This is a genomic window from Pseudoxanthomonas kaohsiungensis (genome assembly GCF_010211765.1).
Classification (GTDB): Bacteria; Pseudomonadota; Gammaproteobacteria; order Xanthomonadales; family Xanthomonadaceae; genus Pseudoxanthomonas; species Pseudoxanthomonas kaohsiungensis.
Map to the genome: position 1 here is coordinate 250,291 of NZ_PDWO01000001.1, position 18,239 is coordinate 268,529.

18 protein-coding genes are annotated in these 18,239 nt (G+C 64.8%); 9 read left to right on the forward strand and 9 right to left on the reverse strand.

All coding sequences use genetic code 11. From position 1 onward, the window contains the following. Window positions 1-36 precede the first annotated feature (36 nt). Both CSC66_RS01195 and CSC66_RS01200 read right to left on the reverse strand, forming a co-directional pair. Window positions 37-396: a DUF2946 family protein gene (locus CSC66_RS01195; RefSeq protein ID WP_162375445.1), complete on the reverse strand. Its 360-nt coding sequence runs from the start codon at window positions 394-396 to the stop codon at window positions 37-39. After that, complete coding sequence (locus CSC66_RS01200; protein WP_162375446.1) at window positions 393-1,010, reverse strand: cation efflux transmembrane domain-containing protein; 618 nt, start codon at window positions 1,008-1,010, stop codon at window positions 393-395. Before CSC66_RS01200 ends, CSC66_RS01195 begins: the two co-directional genes overlap by 4 nt. Before the next feature lie 90 nt (window positions 1,011-1,100). On the opposite strand from CSC66_RS01200, the gene CSC66_RS01205 reads away from it, so the two are divergent. Continuing rightward, a complete protein-coding gene (locus tag CSC66_RS01205) occupies window positions 1,101-1,532 on the forward strand; it encodes a MerR family transcriptional regulator (RefSeq protein ID WP_024867893.1) in 432 nt (143 codons plus the stop codon). Window positions 1,533-1,701: 169 nt separating this feature from the next. Here the strand turns inward: CSC66_RS01205 and CSC66_RS01210 are convergent, their stop codons facing one another. Continuing rightward, on the reverse strand, window positions 1,702-1,983 hold the full coding sequence (locus CSC66_RS01210) for a helix-turn-helix domain-containing protein (RefSeq protein WP_162375447.1): 282 nt from the start codon (window positions 1,981-1,983) through the stop codon (window positions 1,702-1,704). Window positions 1,984-2,103: 120 nt separating this feature from the next. Between CSC66_RS01210 and CSC66_RS01215 the strand changes: the two genes are divergently transcribed. The 6 genes from CSC66_RS01215 to CSC66_RS01240 all read left to right on the forward strand — a co-directional run bounded on the left by CSC66_RS01215 (window position 2,104) and on the right by CSC66_RS01240 (window position 9,715). Further along, window positions 2,104-2,514, forward strand: coding sequence for a hypothetical protein (locus tag CSC66_RS01215; protein ID WP_162375449.1), 411 nt, complete (start codon window positions 2,104-2,106; stop codon window positions 2,512-2,514). A gap of 1,913 nt (window positions 2,515-4,427) precedes the next feature. Continuing rightward, the gene (locus tag CSC66_RS01220) at window positions 4,428-4,718 is read left to right on the forward strand and encodes a hypothetical protein (protein ID WP_162375450.1); all 291 of its coding nucleotides are present in this window, start codon (window positions 4,428-4,430) and stop codon (window positions 4,716-4,718) included. Between the two features lie 18 nt (window positions 4,719-4,736). After that, window positions 4,737-5,489 carry a hypothetical protein gene (locus tag CSC66_RS01225; RefSeq protein WP_162375452.1) on the forward strand — a complete coding sequence of 251 codons (753 nt, stop codon included), beginning with the start codon at window positions 4,737-4,739 and terminating at the stop codon, window positions 5,487-5,489. Further along, a complete protein-coding gene (locus CSC66_RS01230; protein ID WP_162375454.1) occupies window positions 5,486-7,348 on the forward strand; it encodes a hypothetical protein in 1,863 nt (620 codons plus the stop codon). Before CSC66_RS01225 ends, CSC66_RS01230 begins: the two co-directional genes overlap by 4 nt. Window positions 7,349-7,358: 10 nt before the next feature. Then, window positions 7,359-8,345 (forward strand): ATP-binding protein, encoded by a 987-nt coding sequence (locus tag CSC66_RS01235; protein WP_162375456.1) that lies wholly within the window; start codon window positions 7,359-7,361, stop codon window positions 8,343-8,345. Further along, on the forward strand, window positions 8,342-9,715 hold the full coding sequence (locus tag CSC66_RS01240) for a hypothetical protein (protein WP_162375457.1): 1,374 nt from the start codon (window positions 8,342-8,344) through the stop codon (window positions 9,713-9,715). The genes CSC66_RS01235 and CSC66_RS01240 overlap by 4 nt, the downstream gene beginning before the upstream one ends. Window positions 9,716-9,867: 152 nt before the next feature. Here CSC66_RS01240 and CSC66_RS01245 read toward each other — a convergent pair whose 3' ends face one another. Together CSC66_RS01245 and CSC66_RS01250 are read right to left on the reverse strand one after the other, a co-directional pair. Continuing rightward, window positions 9,868-10,428 carry an alpha/beta hydrolase family protein gene (locus tag CSC66_RS01245; protein ID WP_162375459.1) on the reverse strand — a complete coding sequence of 187 codons (561 nt, stop codon included), beginning with the start codon at window positions 10,426-10,428 and terminating at the stop codon, window positions 9,868-9,870. Next, the gene (locus CSC66_RS01250) at window positions 10,425-11,249 is read right to left on the reverse strand and encodes a sterol desaturase family protein (RefSeq protein WP_162375461.1); all 825 of its coding nucleotides are present in this window, start codon (window positions 11,247-11,249) and stop codon (window positions 10,425-10,427) included. Before CSC66_RS01250 ends, CSC66_RS01245 begins: the two co-directional genes overlap by 4 nt. A 121-nt stretch (window positions 11,250-11,370) precedes the next feature. Here CSC66_RS01250 and CSC66_RS01255 point away from each other — a divergent pair, with 121 nt between their 5' ends. After that, entirely contained in the window at window positions 11,371-12,255 is an 885-nt protein-coding gene (locus CSC66_RS01255; RefSeq protein WP_162375463.1) for an alpha/beta fold hydrolase, read from the forward strand. Window positions 12,256-12,536: 281 nt separating this feature from the next. On the opposite strand, the gene CSC66_RS01260 is transcribed toward CSC66_RS01255, so the two are convergent. The 3 genes from CSC66_RS01260 to arcA form a co-directional block, all read right to left on the reverse strand. Continuing rightward, window positions 12,537-12,980, reverse strand: a complete 444-nt coding sequence (locus tag CSC66_RS01260) for a hypothetical protein (RefSeq protein ID WP_162375464.1) — start codon at window positions 12,978-12,980, stop codon at window positions 12,537-12,539. Between the two features lie 148 nt (window positions 12,981-13,128). Continuing rightward, on the reverse strand, window positions 13,129-14,568 hold the full coding sequence (locus CSC66_RS01265; protein WP_162375466.1) for a MipA/OmpV family protein: 1,440 nt from the start codon (window positions 14,566-14,568) through the stop codon (window positions 13,129-13,131). Window positions 14,569-14,659: 91 nt separating this feature from the next. Beyond that, window positions 14,660-15,907, reverse strand: a complete 1,248-nt coding sequence (gene arcA, locus CSC66_RS01270) for an arginine deiminase (RefSeq protein ID WP_162375468.1) — start codon at window positions 15,905-15,907, stop codon at window positions 14,660-14,662. Window positions 15,908-16,220: 313 nt separating this feature from the next. On the opposite strand from arcA, the gene CSC66_RS01275 reads away from it, so the two are divergent. Continuing rightward, window positions 16,221-16,682: an outer membrane lipoprotein gene (locus CSC66_RS01275; RefSeq protein WP_162375469.1), complete on the forward strand. Its 462-nt coding sequence runs from the start codon at window positions 16,221-16,223 to the stop codon at window positions 16,680-16,682. An 84-nt stretch (window positions 16,683-16,766) separates the two neighbouring features. On the opposite strand, the gene CSC66_RS01280 is transcribed toward CSC66_RS01275, so the two are convergent. Continuing rightward, a complete protein-coding gene (locus CSC66_RS01280; protein ID WP_338016006.1) occupies window positions 16,767-18,239 on the reverse strand; it encodes a basic amino acid/polyamine antiporter in 1,473 nt (490 codons plus the stop codon).

Below are 18,239 nucleotides of genomic sequence, written 5' to 3' on the forward strand. Positions count from 1 at the left end.
AAAGGGCCAGAAGCCGGCATCAGCGCCGGTGGGGCGTCAGGCCGAGATCGGAGGTCGGAAGGGGGCGAGCCATCGCCCGCTAGGCACAAGGCCCGAGTCCGTCAGGTTCGTGGGTTCGCTGTGACTGATCCGGGGCAGCACCAGCGGTGCAGCGGGTGTAGGCACCACATGCCCGCAGCAGTGAGCCAAGTGGTGCATGACGTGCAGCGTGCCGGCGGCATTGCCCTCTTCATCGGGCGCTCCGGTTTCGCTGATGTCGTGCACGCTCGCGGCGCCGTGCGACAGCTCGTGCAATTCGCTCACCGAGCCCAGCACCGGCTGCAGGACCACGCTCAACGCCAATGCCGCCAGCATCAGCCAGCGACAGAGGGACAGCGGGGGACGGCGCGAGGTCATGCAGAGGGCGATTTCGATTCGGCGCAGGCACGGCGGGCATCGCCGAGGATCTCGATGGCTTCCTTGATCACGTACAGGCCGATCAGGGTGCCGATGACGTAATCCGGGTACGGGGTGGCGAGCCAGAGTACCAATACACCGGCCAGGATGACGCCGATGTTGGCCACCACGTCGGCGCGGGTGAACAGCCAGGTGGCACGCAGGTGGACCTCGCCCGCCTTCAGCGGGGCAAGCAGGCGCAGGACGGTGACGTTGACCGCAAGCGACAGCAGCGCGGTGCCGATCATCCAGCCGCTGAGCGGCTCGGCGCCATAGACGACGCGCCGGCCCACCTCCACCAGCACGCCGATACCGAGCACGAGCAGCACGCTGCCACTGAGCCAGGCCGCGTTCGCCTTGAAGCGGGCGGTGCGCCCAATGGCCACCAGGCCGATCGCGTAGGCGGTGGCGTCGGACAGCATGTCCAGGGCGTCGGCCAGCAGGCCGGTCGACTGGGCGACCCAGCCGGCAAGGCCGCCGATCACCGCCATGGCGGCGTTGAGCACCAGGGCGATGCGCAGTACGCGCCGCTCCTGTGCGTTCTTTGCCTCATGGTGGCAGCCGCAATCGCTCATCGGGGTCCTCGTCGAACAGATGCCACCCGGCCAGGGTGGCGGCGGAATGCGGCGAAGGATAAAGTCTGTAGTAGCTACGGAGTCAAGCACGTGAAGATCAGCGAAGCGGCCGCCGCCAGTGGCTGCCACCTGGAGACCATCCGCTACTACGAGCGCTCGGGCCTGGTGTCGCCGCCCAAGCGCACGCACAGCGGCTATCGCTCCTACACCCCCGCCGATGTCGACCGGCTGCGCTTCATCAGCCGAGGGCGCGAGCTGGGCTTCAGCCTGGAGGAGATCCGCAGCCTGCTGCGCCTGGACGACGACCCCACCATGTCGTGCCGCGACGTCGACGCCATGGCCCGCACCCATCTGGCCGATATCCAGGGGCGCATCGCAGAGTTGCAGCGTATGGCGTCGGAACTGGAACGGGTCATTGCCGACTGCGCCGGCGGCGAGCGCGGAACGTGCACCATCCTGGGGGCACTGCGCCGGCCGGGCAGCGCCCAGGTTTCATGTCCGGAACCGGGGTGCCGCTCATGAGCCTCGAACGGTATCTGGAGGCCGCCGGACGCAAAAACACGCAGCGCAGGCGAACTTGTCGGCTGCTAGCCACGATAACGGCCCCTAATCGTCCGCACGAGGGCGCGCGCTCAAGGCACTCCCGGACCCCGTTCCTCCCACTGGCCGCCGAGGTCCGACGAACGCCCGGCTACCGGTCCCGCTTGGCGGGGCGCGACGCGGGCGCCTTGGCCTCGGCGCGGGTCACCAGGCCGATCCCCGCTTCAGGTGTCAGGCCCAGGGCGCGCACCAGTTGCAGGAACTCCAGGACATCCAGCCGCCGGGCCCCGGCCTCCACCGCCGACAGCCGCTGCTGCGGCCAACCCATCTCATGGGAAAGCGCGGTCTGCGACCATCCGGCCTGCTCGCGCAGGGTACGCAGGTCCTGCACCAGCTGCCGGTAGGCCTCGCTGTAGATCGTCTTGGCAGCCATGGTCGCACCAGGGAGGGGCGACCACGGAATCTATGGCACGGCTACCGGTTACATGAAAATCATGTAGCATACCCACGCAACCCAGGACAGGCGCGCCACCCCACCCTCCGGCATCGAGCAATGGCCCTCTATCTGGTAAATCCCAGCGTCGAGATGTCGCTCGAGCTGTACGTCTCGACGCGACTGGAAGAGGCGCTGACGATCCAGTACGAGCGGATCCGCGATCGACGGGTGCGGGACACCTTCGTCAAGAAGCTCGAGCAACGTCTGGAATCGCTTCTGGCGGACACCATGGACTGGGACCTGAAGGCACCGACCGAGGCCCAGCTCAACTACGCCAAGCTGATTGCCAAGCAACTAGACATAGAGCTGCCGAGCGAGGCGCACAAGTATCGGTTCCACACGGCAATGTTCCTTGAGACTTACGCCGACCAGGCCCGTAGCTCCGCGGGTTCTGCAGAGCAGTCGCCAGACGAAGGGCCTGCAAGGATTGCAAGGGAACTAGTGGCAGCTCGCCTTCAACAGCCCTAGCCTCAGTCGTGCTGAAATATTCGGTGATTCTCCAACCGACATCCGAAGGCTAATTCTGTACCCAGGTTGCCTCGATCCCCTGCCGCGTCGATTCAGCGATATTATTGAGTTGAGATATCCATCTCGCAGATTCCATGAGACTGCGCTCGACATGATAAGGACGACGTGGCCGTGGCGGCTGCGGCTCTCTCACACGGGTGGCACGCGCCTTCAAAGCGCGGCCAACACCAGGTCAAAGGGTGGCGTAGAGCTGCGCCGCACCTCCTCCGGCACTACGCGGTTGACGCTTTACAGCGCCCCTCCGACCATCAGACCACTCTCGACCAATGCGCTTGGCTGCCCAAACGGCGTCACACTTCTCGCTTCGTATAAGCGCAGCGCATCTGGTCCAAAACTCGCGCGCGTCCATTTGGTCGGGAACAAGCTTGGCGAGTCCGTCCCCCTTGGCTTCAGGACTGCTGAGCAGACGTCGAAGTGTAAGAAATGTTTCAACCGCTGTTCCGGCGGCTTGAGCCCCACTACGTGCGGCCGCAACCGCCTCATCAAAATCCGACCTAGTTACGGCAAACTCCAGACCCCCTACTGAGATACGTTGAAGCAATGCATTCGATAAGGCGGTGTAGAACTTACAATGACTTCGCGCAAAAGCCGGATCTACCGCAACCATTCGCGCAGCCACACCAAATGAATGCAAGGAAGCAGTTATGCGCAGGTCTCCTCTTCTGAAGTTCGCCGTGGCGTGCGCATGCCACCAAGCACGTGAGATTTTCAAGGTCAGGGGCATCAAAATCGAGAAGCGAATCGTACCCCCGAAGACTCTGGATTATGTGTTGACTGACAGGTAAGCGCGTTCGCGAGTTCTCTCCGCCGGACTTAACGCCTATCCCTTCCATGAGTCGCCTCATGGGATCTGGTGAGCTGCGAATCACCTCATCGGCGCGCCTTGCGAGATCGCCACCATCGGTGTCTAGCAATTGCCATAGCGGCAAGTCACGCATCCGCCGGAAATCCGCACGCAAGGTGGGCCCTTCAAGCGCATCGACGACTGTGTCGCTGGGGCGCGCTCCCTCGAGCCACGAGCGCGAAATCCCCGTAGTTTGCAATCGGGCATCGCCCTGACTTCTGGTCCGTCGACCCAACCGGCTATCAATGCTCTTCGGATCGGTGACGCCAAAGAATGCCGACAAGACTCCCGCGCAAGCCTCCCCCCGAGCACACGCGACCATGCGATCCATGGATCCGCCGGACGGCTGTCTTACCCGCAATGGTTGTGAATGTCCCATTCGCTGAATAGAGGGGCGGCCATACCATTAACTTGCGAACCCAGTCAATCCACGTGACGCCCGCTTCGTTCGCGTCACGTGGATGGAATAGAGAACACCGAATCGTGACTATCCGCGCCTTACGTCAACTGGGCAATCCCACCAATGATTCCTCAACCGGAAACTGCGCAGGTGGCTGCCCTTGAAGAATACCGAGCCAGCCTGATCGCACAGTACGGCCCATTGATCGGCGGGCGAGACTTGGTTCGGAGCCTGGGTTTCCGGACGCAGGCAGCGTTCGACAAAGCGCGCCGCGAGCAACGCCTTCCGATTAGGGTGTTCAGGATCGAGGGGCGCCGAGGGCGATTTGCTCTGACGCTGGATGTCGCCCAGTGGTTGGTGGCTCGGACCGACAACCAATCTACGGATCCTTGCGATCCGTCTCTGACCTGCCAACTTGGGCGCCCGCTTCCGGGGACCGGAACGTGAGCACACCCCGAGGCGTCATCACTTCCTACCCCGCAAATGAAAAGGCCCCTGCTTGCAACAGGGGCCGGCGATGCCCGGAGGCCTCGAACACCTCCAGCTTAGAGCCCGCTTGCGTCGTGGGTCAACCCCCGCCCCGCAAGGGGCTCTTCTGGAGCTGTCACCATGAACGATTTCGCCCCCCTGTTGTCGAGGGACCACCCTTCGTCTCCCCTCCAAGCGGATTTGCCGGGCATTCCCCGCGGCAGCACGCTTAATGAGATTCTTGCCGGTTACGGCCTGACGCCTACCGAAAGCCCGGGCGGGTTGCGACGCTATCGCCACGAGCTCACCTGCGGAGCATTGCGGGCAGTCGCAGATGTGTGGGTCACCGCCGATGGTGCCGTAGAAGCTTTCCGGATCTGGTCTCTGCGCCCGCGCGCCCCGCGGCCAGCCGTCGAGTCCAACGCGACCTGACCAGGCCCGGGAGGCTACATGTTGGAGAACTCCGAGAACGGGGCGGCACATGCCGCCCCGAGGAAGGAGGCTGTGCCGGTCGATCTGGCCAGCCCCCTCCACAATGCACACCCGCGTCACTTCACGGCGCGGGAGCTGAGCCGCACTGAGCGCAAGCGACTCGATGTCTTCAGCTTTCGCAGTTGCAAGGAGAACCGGCAGGTCGACGTGATCGGTCCGTTCCAGCTGGGGTTCCGGCTGCAGCTGGAATTCGATCCAAGCGTCACCGCCGTCACCGAACGACCGCGCTACCTCGAGGTCGGTGAGAAGCAGGTCGAACTCTCCTTCTGGTGGCGACACAACACTGGACGTGAGCACTTTGCGCTACTGATTCCCGACGCGGATACGCTACCTGGTTCGGACGGGCGCCGACGCCCCCGACAAATCGATCGGTTACGCGCGGCGGCCCACGGCGCGGGCATTGATCTGCAACTGGTGACGGAAGATCAGGTGCGCAATCGGGAGCATCACGTCGAGCTGGCGTTTCAGCTGCTGCCTTGGGTGCAATCAGCATCCTGGCTCAAAGCCGACCTGGTGATGCGCCATGAGGTGATCACCGCCGTACGTCGTTATGCCCGCTGCACGATCGACCAGCTGCAACAGGACCTGGCGATGTTCCCGCCCAGCCACGTGCTGATCGTGGTTGCCGAGTTGATTTACCTGGGGGTGTTGACCACAGATGCAACGCGGCGACTGATGCGACGCTCACTGATCTGGAGTACGGCTCGATGAGTACACAGTTGACCGAGGCCGATGTTGAGGCTATCCGCGCCTGCCCCAAGCCGAACAAGGCCTCATTCGGGGACGAGGAATGGGCCGTCATCGATAACCGCATCCGCGCCATGGATAGCCTCCTGGAAGGCGCTAGTGTGTCGGCCGTAGCGACCCGCCACGCTATAGATCGCAAGACGCTGGCGCGCATGATTGGGTATGCAGTGCAGCGTTGCGAGTTGACGGGGCGCCGTATCGGCTACGACGTATGTATCCCGCAAAAGCGCTTTTCCATTCGGGCACCCCGCCATGCGGTCATGCCACAGCAGGCCCATGCGTTCGCGTTCGAGATGGTCCTGCAAGCCTTGCCTGAACTGGGCCGCCTGGTGCAAAAGTTCAAAGGGGCCCTACCCAATCGACAACGCCGTAGTCCTGCGTTCAATCGCTTGTACACGGCGATGGCCACCATGCTACGCGACAACGGCTATGCCGACGCGTATCCCCTCAACACGGTTGATGGTGGACGCCGTGCACTACAAAGCTGCCTGCGTCGCATGCGGGAAACTCGCGAGGCCGAGTATGCCTCCGAGCAACCCGAGGCCCCGAGCGTTACGCGCATCGAACATTTGTTTGCGCTGAAACCGTTCGATCGGATCGAGTTTGACGAGCACCGGGTTGACGTCGAGGCGTGGATGGCGATGCCGCTGGCCGACGGCACCTATCGCCTGGAGCGCGTGAAGCAGTTGTGGATCTTAGTGATCGTCGACGTTGCAAGCGGCGCCATTCTGGCATGGTCGTTGGTGGTGGGACGCAAGTACCATCGACTGGATGTCCTGGCCTTGTTCGCCAAGGCGCTCCGGCCCTGGACTCCGCGCGAACTTCTCCTGCCCGATATGCGCTACTCGCCGCGCGCGTGGATGCCCTCTTGCTATCTGCAGGATGGGCTCGTGCCGCGAAGTGTGATGGCGGCACTGGATAACGACAGTAGCCACCTGGCCAAGATGTCGCTGGAAAACCTGGTGGACTACTACTTGGGCATTCTGCATTTCGGCCGCTCCGGCATGGGTCAGGGGCGAGCGCATATCGAGGCCCTGTTCAAGATCATCGAGAACGAATTGCTCCGCTACATCGCCGGCGGCTTCATGCCGGAGACGGCACAGGGCAGCAAGTACGCCATCTCCACGCTGCAAGGCGATCGCTATCCCCTGATCGTGGAGTTCATGGAAGACCTGATCGACACCTATGTCACCGCCCATAACGTTTCCAGTCTCAGCACACGCGAGCCGCGGTCGCCCAAGGAATTGATCGATGGCCACCTGGCATCGGGGGCCCTGCTATGGCGGTGCCCGGATACGGAAGAGCACGCGCGTCGTCTCACGGTCCAGCGCATGCAGGTGACGATCAAAGGCTCACAATCCAGCGGGGTGCCGCCATTGGTCTATCAGGACTACGGCCGCTATCGCTCGCCTCAGCTAACCGGTCAATGGGGGCTGCTCGGTGATAGCTTTACGGCTACGTATGAAAATCCGGAAGACATCCGTCAGATGACCCTGTGGAGCGATGAAGGCAAGCGTCTGATGACGCTGCACGTCATGGCGCCGTACAACCAGGTGCCCCATTCCCTCGCTACTCGTATCCGCGCCGCTGCGTGGAATCGGAACCCGCTGGCACGTACGACAGAGGACACTCTGCATCAGGACAATGTAATGGCGTACCACGCCGGCGTACGCGCAGAGGCCGCCAAGATGCGCTCTTGGGCGAGCGGACTGATCTTGAGTGGGGATGTTCCCGCTGTCGCGCGCCCCGCGCCGTCTTCGCGTGATACCTCTGCCCCGCTTGCTGGCATGCGCCCGCCGGCGGGCCGTTTCCAGTTGCGCTGAGGTAGCTCACATGACCCTGGAAACGCATCCTCTCAACCGGCGAGTTCGCCCCAACATCATCACCCGCCCTCAGGATCGGTTGGCTCAAGATCTTGGACTGGCACTGATGTACGGCCGCCCGAGTTTTCGAATCATAGGCTCTGGCCGCGCCGGCAAGACCACGGCGGCCCGCATCCTGGAACTCACGCTCAAATGGCGTCCCTACAACATCGGCTTCTTGCGCATGGTCGCGGGAAGTCCGGACCGACATACGGAGGGCAATTTCTTGCGCGAAATGGTTCTTGGCATGGGACTCAAGGGCGCTCGCAATGCCAATGCCCAAGACTCCACGGCCAGGATCATACGTGCGGTCGAGGAAGAGGCGGGGCGCGCCGATGCTGATCTCGTCATCATAGTTGTCGAGTCGGCCGAACTGCTCACACTCGAGGATTACGAACACATTGCGAAGGTCCACAATCACTTCAATGGAAGTCTGAGCCTGTTCTTCCTTTTTGTCTGCCAGAACGACAACAAACGTGGCGGTGCCGACGATCTCGCCTCCTTGGCTCCGCCGCATATTTACGGGCGTTACTTCGTTGACCGTCACGTGTTCACCGGCTTGCTGTGGGAGATTCCCGAATATGACAAGGATCAACAAGACGCCTGTGATGTTGCCTTGGCGCTCCGGGAGTATGACCAAGGCTTGCGCCATCCACATGTGGACTCTCCTTCCGCTAGCGAAACGTTTGCAACCCGGGCATTTGCAAACGGGTGGCGCTTGGAGCAGGAACGCGATCCGATCCTCGCCGAGATCAAACTACTCTGCGCTCAGGAAGAACTAGCCGTCCCGAGTGACTGGTTGATGGTGTCCTTCGAGGTCTTCGTCTATCACGTACTCGTCCACGTAGCCGGTGATCGACCAGACTTCACAGGACTCACGCGAGATGACATTCGGTCTGGCCTACGAGCGTCGGCCTTCGCATTCTTCGAACATGCTCGGCAGCGGGTGCGGAAATGAGCGCGCTATCCACTATGCCGATGCGTCTGGTGGGGGATCGATTCGAGTTGGTGCCAGCCCAATCCGCGTTCGGTTGTTTGCTCCGGCTAACGCGCCTCAATCAACTGAACTCGGCTGATTTCCGCAGTTTCTTCGGTCTCTATGTGCGTCGGGACGATGACCTGCACCACGTCCTTGCCACCTCGCCAAGCCGTCGCCAGGCCATGGCTGCAGCACTCAAACTCGAACTCCCGAATACGTGGGATCCGGCGATCTGGAAGCCCTACCGGGAACACCAGGTGCCGAGCGCTGTGACGACGCCATTACGGTACTGCGTGGCATGCATCCGGTTAGGCTACCACTGCCATGTCCACCAGCTTCCTTGGATCAGCCACTGCCCATGGCATGGCGTCAACCTGAGAACGAACTGTCCCCGTTGCGACGGCAGCCTAGCCATGACCAGCGGAGCTGGGCGGAAGTTGCTGACATGTTCGTGTGGGATGGATCTTCTCAACGAATCCGCCGCAGCCCGACTCAGCCGTCCTGTCGAAGGGGCCGAGCGCTATCTGGATACCTACCTCACGTGGGCGCAAACCATGCGTCACTGCCAAATACTGGTGGGTACCCCACCCGAGGTTCCGAGTTCTCATGCGCTAAGCCAGCTGGTGCAGTTGCCGGCGACGTTACGACGGCCGGAATCCGCACCCTCGCCCACGCCTGCTCGCGCTTACCAGCGAGAACTGCCTTCCGAACGGTTGAGTCCCGCTGAGGATGCGCGGCGGATGATGGGGTTACGAGACGCTGTTCCCAGGATGCTGCATTTGCCGCGTTTCATGGAGAACGGCTGCGCTTCGGTGGTAAGGGAAATAGCCCTTACCTTGCCTCCAGGAAGTCTGAGCCCTCGTGAGCGCACCTTCTTCCTTGGCATGGTGGCTGAGGAGAACGAAGAGCCGCTTCGACCTCAGGCCTCGGCGGTGGTGTGCTCCCTTCCCCCACTGGCCATGGGCGATCAGCGTTTTCTCAACTTGCAGTCAGTCCATCCCGTGTGTGCAAGGTTCCTGGTGCACCTGGAGGATGCGTTTGCTATCGATGTGCCCGGTCTGGCGGCGGGTCTTCGCAAGCAGACCTTGGGGTTGCTCCGTCGCGTTCAGTGCGACGTCCTCTGCCGAAACTACTCAGAAGGTCTTCGGGCGATCTTGGCCAGGTATGTCCCGCAGCTTTATGCAGGGCATAAAAGGAGGCTCCAGCTGACCGTTCCATTGGCACTGGCGAGGCTAGATGGCAATCCCTGTGTCTGGGTGGCATTCGCGTCCATGAGCACCTATGAGGACGCCAATGACCTGCTGACCGCCTCAGCTGGTCTGAAATGGACCCAGCCCCGGGGAAAGTGACCAGATTTCAGTGCGTAGCGTCGAAAAGTGGGGAGGCGTGAGTGCGGGGCATTGACGTTGGGGTGTGCGGAGTGCGGGGCGTTGATAACTGAGGAGACGAAAGTGCTGGGGACAACGCAGCAATCATGGACAATCTGTTCATCGCGCGCTTATTAATCAACCACTTGCGTCTGGGCTACTTCTGCGTGTGCAACACCCGCCATCACCAGCCCCTGTGGCGTGCGTGCGCCCTGCATTGCCCAGCGCAGGCCCATGTAGCCGCCATTCGAGTAGCCCACTACGGCAACGCGCCCCCCAGGGGCCAGTGCCGAGACCAGGCGGTCGATGAAGCCGACGTCGTCGACGTTCAACGCCTTGGCGGCGTAAGCGCCCGCCTTTCGGCAGTCGTTCCAGTGGCCCTTCCATCCATCGGGGTATGCGATCGCGATGCCCAGTTCGTCGGCCAGCCGGTCGAAGGTGTTGCCCGTCCAGCGCCGTATCCCTGCACCGCTGCCTCGCGATCCGTGCAGCACCACCACCAGACCCTCGCCGGTGGCGCCTGATCGGGGCTGGTAGACACCATAAGTCCGGCAGCGCCCGTCGTGTTCCAGCGACAGCCGCGTGTAGTGGCCACCAAGGTGTACCCTGCCGACCCGCTTTGGCATCAATACATGCGAGACCAGAAGCGCCGACGCCGACGCTGCGAATGCGGCAACCACCAGCGCGGCGCTCATGGGACGCGGGAACCTGTGGCCGGCGTGCGAATCTCCTGCGCCACGTCGCGGAACGCGAGCATGTCGATGATCCGGCCGGACGCGCCGTCATAGAAGCCATGGGCCGTGGCGACAGCCTCGCGCGGATTGCGATACGTCCCGAAGATCATGTCCCATACCGGGAAGTTCGCGTAGTTCCAGGCATGCACCCCACGCTCGTGATGGATGCCGTGGCTCTCCGGCCTTTGGATGAACCATCCCAGCCATCGCGGAGTCCGCAGCCGCGCATGCTGGAACACGACGCAGAAGCGGATGATCGCCACCGCCCACGCAGCCGCAAGCGGGTCCAGGCCGAGGACGGGCACGAGCAGCGTATTGGAGATCAGCAGGAACACCAATGCATCGAGCGGATGGAGGAAGTACGCGCCCCAGGCGTCAACAGTCTCCGCGCTGTGGTGCATCTGGTGCCCCATCCGCCACAACCACGTCCTTCGATGCGCCATACGGTGGTATGCGTAGTGCAGCAGGTCGTAGGAAAGCGCGCCGACGACGATGCCCCCGACGAGGCCCAACCGATCGCCCGGCAGCAGATGGAATCCTCCCAGCAACGCCTTGTAGGCAAAGCCGGCGGCCAGCGCCAGCCCGAACGTGACCCCGCTGACCAGGGCCGCCCGCACGCGCCAGGAGCGCAGGCCATCGCCATGCGCGGTTCGCGCGAGGTCCAGCAGGAGGAAGGCAGGGAGGAACGAGTACATCAGCACTTTTGGCCAAATCATGTCGTGATCCTGGGAGACAGGTGGGACGGACAAGGCGGGCTGGAGACCCGCCTTGAGCTTCTGCAACCCGCGTCCTTCGGGCGTCCCCTGCGCGCCAGGCCGAGGGTGGCAGGCGACCCACTGACCGGTCGGAGACGCGCAAGGGACGCCGGAAAGGGATCGTGTCGCCCCTTCCGGAGGTGATGTCATGTCCACTGCAGATTCCGTTCCCGTCCTGGTGGTCCTTCCCGCGATGGGAGTCGCGGGTCGGTATTACTCCCGCTTCACCGAGGCGCTTGCATTACGCGCACAGGTGCATGCCCTCGCCTGCGACCTGCTCAGCGGCGGCGGCCGGCGCCGCGGAGCGCGCGATTTCGGGTACCGCGAGATCGTGGAGCATGAGATCCCCGCCATCGTCACTGGCATCCGGAAGCGGTTTCCCGGCCGTCCGGTCATCCTCTGCGGGCACAGCCTCGGCGGCCAGCTGGCCCTGCTCGCCTCGTCCCGGATGCCCGAACCGCCGGATGGGCTGGTACTCATTGCAGCCGGAACCGCCCACCATCGCGCCTGGCCTCCCGGAGCCAGGCTCAAGGCACGCCTGATCGTGCGGCTGATCCGCCTGGCCGCCGGACTACTACCGTGGTACCCGGGCGACATGCTCGGGTTCGGCGGAGACCAGCCGAGAAGATTGATGCGCGACTGGGGTTACAACGCCACGACAGGCCGCTATCGCCTGGAGGGAAGCAGCGTCGACGAAGCGCAACTGGCGAAGGCTATGTCCTCTCTGCAGTTGCCGGTCCTCGCAGTCGGCGTCCACGGCGACCTGGTGGCGCCGGAAGGCGCCCAGATCGAGTTGATCGCACCGCTACGGTCGGCCTGCGTGCAGCGGGTGGTGTTGGAGGGGGCAGTTTACGGCGGGCGCTGGCGCCGGCATTTCGGGTGGGCGCGCAATCCCGAAGCGGCTGCGGATGTCATCTCGCATTGGGTGAAGCGCTTGTGGCCGGGTGGCCCGGCCTTCGAAGGCAATCTGGGAGACCCACGTGAATCCAGGGTCGCCAGCCGTGCTGGTCAGGCAACGAGCGCGTCGAGCTAGGCGCCGCGCCGCTGGAGCACAAGCGTCATGCGGCGTGCCAAGACGGCGCAACGCGAGATGCACGCCCTCCGCGCAGTTCAAACGGCGCAGCCGCCCTGGTCGGGGGTCACCTGGGCCACCGCCTGGAACAACCGCCCGTAGCCCCGGTGCGCGCCGCAGCGCCCTCCACGACAGCCCCTAGGCGAAGCGCTTCGAGCTGGTGCAGGCCCCGACGCCGGCGTCCTGGCAAAGCGGTGGCGTCGCGCCGGCGCGGACGAAGACCCGCCGCGCCGCGCCGCGCCTCAAGGCTTGCACGCCTCCGCCACGGCAGCATCCCGCTTGCGCAGGTCCTTGATCGTCCGCCACGGGCCCAGTTGATAGAGCTCGCGGTCGCGTCGGGCCTTGGCCGCTTCGCAGCGTCCTATCGAGGACTTTCCGCTGGCGCCACCGTCGCTCGTCCGAGATCGCCTGGAGCCCGACCGCCCGGGACCCGGGCTGCCGCGCCACTCCTTGTCCCGCTGGCGGCTGGCCGCCTCCATCTGCCGGATGCGCTGGAGGTGGGATTCGTCGGGCGGCGCGTAGGTCCCGTGCTGCCAGGTCTTCTCCGTGGCCTGCCCCGCCGCGCATGGGGCTGACTGGTAGGCGATCTCGTTCCCCGCGACGCACTTGAACACCTGTTGCGCCTCCGTGGTGAAGGGAAGCCAGCCCAGGGTCAGCAGGATCGCGCGGCGTGCATGGGGTCGCATGCCTGCAGCGTATGCACCGCCGCAGGCTGGCGCCCGCGGGAAACGCCGGCGCACCGGGTCAGAAGCGCCTGAAACCCGCGTCGGTGATCCTGGCGCGCCGGGAGTGGCCGCATCCGGGTCGCGCCCGGATGCCTGCTGCCGCGGCGGGCTACAGCGTGGTCTCGACGTAGGCGTAGATGTAGTTCGAGCCGCCGTTCACGCTGCCCAGCAGCCGCGAGCTGGCGAAGATGCCCGAGCGGTGGGAGATGCCCAGGCCGAAGTAGGTCTGCTTCCAGTCCTTGTTGCCGAACAGGTCGCCCAGGCTGACGTCGATGCTCGGATCCAGGTAGTTGAGCAGCTTGGAGGTCGGGCGCTCGCGCCGGGCCTGGCTCACCACTTCCGGCGATGGCACGTGGTTGGAATAGGAGATGCCCGCGCCCATGCCGATGCGGGTATTGACCCGGTCGCTCCACGGGAAGCCGTAGAAGAAGCCCTTCATGTACGCGTCGAACTGCCAGGCGTCCGGCGATATCCGGTTCATCTCGTTGCGGTAAAGGAAGCCAGCGTAGCCGTGGAAGTCGATCGGCCAGCCATTGATGCGCTCCACGAACGGCCGGCCCACGTGCACGCCGGTGACGCTGCTCGGGATGTCGTGGTCCAGCGACGTGCAGCTGAGGGTCATGATCTTGACCATGTGGCAGCCGTCGCCGGCCGCGCGCCCGTAGAATACCTTCGCCAGCAGCGGCACGTCGGTGTCGTCCCAGCGGGCTATCGCGGTGCCGAAGTCGTAGACCGCGCCGGCGAAGATCGCCGGCTGCAGCCCGTCGCGGATGATCGGGCTGTCCTCGATCGCGCTGTCGTGGCGGGTGCCCGCCACGCCGCCGATCAGCCGCCAGTTCTGCCAGAAACTCCAGGTACCGTACAGGCCGACGGTGACGTCCACGCCGCTGCCCGGGGCGTAGGCCGGGCGATCCGGGGTGGCTTCGTCCGCTTCGACGCCGTAGTAGTAGTTGTTGAGGTCGGCATCGCGGAACGAGACGCTGATGTCCGGGCGCAGGTTCCCGCGGTCGCCGGCCCAGGTGTACGAGTAGCCCAGGCGCAGTTCGCTGCCGTTGGAGGTGTCGGTGACGTCTCGCAGCGCGGTCGCGCGCAGCGTGCCCCAGGGCAGGTGGTGGCGGTAGCGCAGGCCGAGGTCGGCACCGGCGTTGCGTGGCTCCATGCCTTCGAGCACGTCGGGGATGTCGTCCTCGGCGAAGCCCTCGAGGCGTCGGGCCAGGAATGCATCGAAGCGGTGGGTGTCGTCGTCGATGAACTTGATGCCGGCGCGATCGGCGTTGAGGTAGAAACGCTCGCCTTCGTACAGGTACAGGGGCAGCAGGTCGGTGCGCTGCCCGGCATCGAGGTACGGCGACTCCTCGAAGCGGTAGAGGAAGCCCAGGCCGGCACTGCCCGGTTCGTCGATCAGGTCGGCGATGGGATCGGTGTCGACCTGGGCCATGGCCGGCGCGGCGGCCAGCAGGACCATGGTCGACGCCACCGCCAGTACCGAAGTGCCCAGGGGCGAAGGATTGCGGGAGCGAAGTAAGGCGACGCGCGTGGCTGTGTTCATCTGGACCCTGGAGGTACCCGGGAAGACCGCTGCCAGGAAGGCGCGGCCCTGCCGCTGCCCTCCCCCGTTGCGCCGGCCATGGCTGGCGGCGTCAGAACGAGATCGGGTCGCGGATCAGCGGACAGGTCATGCAGTGCCCGCCACCGCGCCCGCGCCCGAGCTCGGCACCGACGATGGTGACCACCTCGATGCCTTCCTTGCGCAGCGCGGTGTTGGTGGTCACGTTGCGGTCGTAGGCCAGGACCACGCCGGGGGAAATCGCGACCAGGTTGTTGCCGCTGTCCCATTGCGAGCGCTCGGCTGCGTAGTGGTCGCCGCCGGCCGGAACCATGCGCAGTTTCTTCAATCCCAGCGCCTCGGCGACCACGTCGTTGAAGTGCTTCTTCTCCACCGTCACCTCGAAACCGGGCTTCTTGTCGCTGGGCCGGAGCGTGATCGGAGTGATCTGGTCGACGATGCTGGGGAAGTACGTGGCCACGTCGCGGTCGGCGAACGTGAACACCGTGTCCAGATGCATCGCCGAACGCAGTTTCGGCATCGAGGCGACGATCACCTTCTCGGCCGCGCCGTTGGCGAACAGCGAGCTGGCCATCTGCAGGATCGCGGTGCGCGAGCTGCGTTCGCTCATGCCGACCAGCACCACGCCGTTGCCGGGCACCAGCACGTCGCCGCCCTCCAGGGTCGCGTTGCCGTGGTCGACGGTGGGATCGCCGTACCAGACCGGGAAATCGGCGCTGGTGAAGTCCGGATGGAACCGGTAGATGGCCGTGGTGAGAATGGTCTCCTCGTGGCGCGCCGGCCAGTACAGCGGATTGAGGGTCACGCCCTGGTAGATCCAGCACGTGGTGTCGCGGGTATAGAGCATGTTCGGCAACGGCGGCAGCAGGTAGCCGAACTTGTCCGGCGCCGTGCGCGCGGCCTTGAGCACGGGCCCTGCGAACTCGTCCGGCACCTCCAGCACGCTGAGTCCGCCGATGAGCGCGTTGGCCAGCTCTTGCGGCGGCAGGCTGTCTAGGTAGGCGCGAACGTCGTCCATCACGTCCAGGCCGACTTCGTTGGCGTTGATCTGGTGGTCGAGGATCCACTTGCGCGCCTCGGGCATGGCCACGGTCTCGGCCAGCATCTGGTGCATCTCCACCACGTCCACGCCGCGGTCGCGCATCTTCGAGGCGAAGTCGAAGTGGTCGCGCTTGGCGTTGTCGACCCACATCACATCGTCGAACAGCAGGTCGTCCTTGTTGCGCGGCGTCAGGCGCATGTGCGCCAAGCCGGGGGAGCAGACGAGCACCTTGCGAAGAACACCGACTTCCGAATGGACGCCATACGCGTAACCGGACATTTCGAGTCTCCCTAGCGATGTGTGGCTTGCGGCCGCCGGCATCCTTGCTGGAACCGGCCGGCGCGAGGGCCGCGGCGCGGCGGGTCGTGCCGGGAGCCATGTTTACACCGGCCGCGGCGGCGTGTCGATTGCCGCGCTGCAACGATGCTGCAGCGGCTCTTGTGTACCCGGTGCATGGGGAGTATGAAGGGTCCATCCGTTCATTCCTGCGGCGCCGTCGCCCTCGCAGATCCACGCCCCATGCCCGCTGGCAGGCGTGACCGAAGTGTCCCAACCCACCGCGGTTCCACTTCCACAACGCAAGGAGGAGCATATGAAGCTTCAGGCAACGATCGGCAGCGCGTTCCTGGTCATCGGCGTGCTGGTCGCATCCGGATGCGCTACCAGCAGCAGTCCCAACACGTTCACCCGCTCCGAGGCGGGGCGTGCGCAGAACGTGGAAGCCGGTACCGTCACGGCGGTCCGTGCCGTCAACATCCAGAACGACCAGCGCGGCGTGGCCACCGCCACCGGCGCGGTGCTCGGCGGCCTGGCCGGCAACACGGTGGGTGGCGGACGCGGCCAGACCGCTGCCACCGTCGGCGGCGCGGTCGCCGGCGGCGCGGCCGGCAATGCCATGGCCGGCACCACCCGTCCCGGCGTTGAAGTCACCGTGCAGCTGGACAACGGCCGCACCGTGGCGGTCGTGCAGGAAGGCAGCCCGGACCAGTTCCGCGCCGGCGATCGCGTCAACGTCGCATCCGACGGCGTCACCACGCGCGTCACCCGCCTGTAACGTCACAGGCCGGCCAGAGCCGCGAACCACCGCCCCGGCCTCGGCCGGGGCGGTTCGTTGCGGGGCCGGTGCGGCCATGCCGCCCTACAGGACGATGTAGCCGGTCGCGATCCAGTAGACGCCCACGATCGCGCCGAGCGTGGCCAGCGCCAGGATCACGATGTCGGAGGTGCGCTCGAATACCTTCTTGCCCTGCTCGCGGCGCGCCCAGACGTACAGCAGGCTGCCCGGCGCATACAGGATGGCCGACAGGACCAGGAACTTGAGTCCGCCCGCGTACACCAGGTAACCGGTGTAGACGGTGGCGACCGCGGCAATGGCGATGTCGCGCGTGCGGATCCCCGAAGCACTCGTCTCGTAGGTCTCCCCGCGCGTGGTCAGTTGCATCGCGTAGCCGGCCACCAGCAGGAACGGGATCAACGCCATCGAGCTGGTGAGGTTGAGCATCAACGCGAAGGCATCGGTCGACCAGTACGTCGTGATGACGATCACCTGGATCACGATGCTGGTGGCCCACATCGCCGCCGCCGGCACCTTGGCCTTGTTTTCGCGGGCGAAGATCGCCGGCATGTCGCGCGTGCGCGCGGCGGCCGACATCACCTCGGCGCAGATCAGCGCCCAGGCCAGGTAGGCGCCCAGCACCGAGATCAGCAGGCCGACGCTGACGAACACCGCGCCCCACGGGCCGACCACCGCCTCGAGCACGCCGGCCATCGACGGCTGGCGGATGCCGGCGATGTCCTCGCGCTGGAGCACCGCGTACGGCAGCAGCGTGACCAGGACCATCAGCGAGGTCACGCCGACGAAGCCGACGATGGTGGCGAAGCCGACGTCCTTGCGCTCCTTGGCATAGCGCGAGTAGACGCTGGCGCCTTCGATACCCAGGAACACGAACACGGTCACCAGCATGGTCGCGCGCACCTGGTCGAAGATGCTGCCTTCCAGCCCGCCGCCGTAGAAGTTGAAGCGGAACATGTCCATCTTGAAGGCGACGAACAGGATGGCGATGAACACCAGGATCGGGATGATCTTGGCGATGGTCACGATCATGTTCAGCGCGGCGGCCTGCTGGATGCCGCGCAGGATCATGAAGTGGAAGAGCCAGATGCCCACGGACGCCACCAGGATCGCCACGAGCGTGTTGCCGTCGCCGAACACGGGGAAGAACGCCCCCAGGGTCGACTTGATCAGTACCCAGTAGGAAACGTTGCCGATGCAACTTCCGATCCAATAGCCGAACGCCGACAGGAAGCCCGGATAGTCGCCGTATCCCTCCTTTGCGTAGGCGAACACGCCCGCATCCAGGTGCGGCTTGCGCTCGGCCAGGAACTGGAACACCCGCGCGAGCATGTACATGCCGGTGCCGGCGATGATCCAGGCGATCACCGCACCCAGTGGACCGGTGGCGCCGGCGAACGTGCGAGGCAGCGAGAAGATCCCCGCGCCGACCATGCTGCCCACCACCATCGCGGTGAGCTGGAACCGGGACATCTTCGCGTCGGCTGATGCCATACCCCACCCCATCCCATGGGCCGCGGTCGCGGCGGTCCGGGCCAT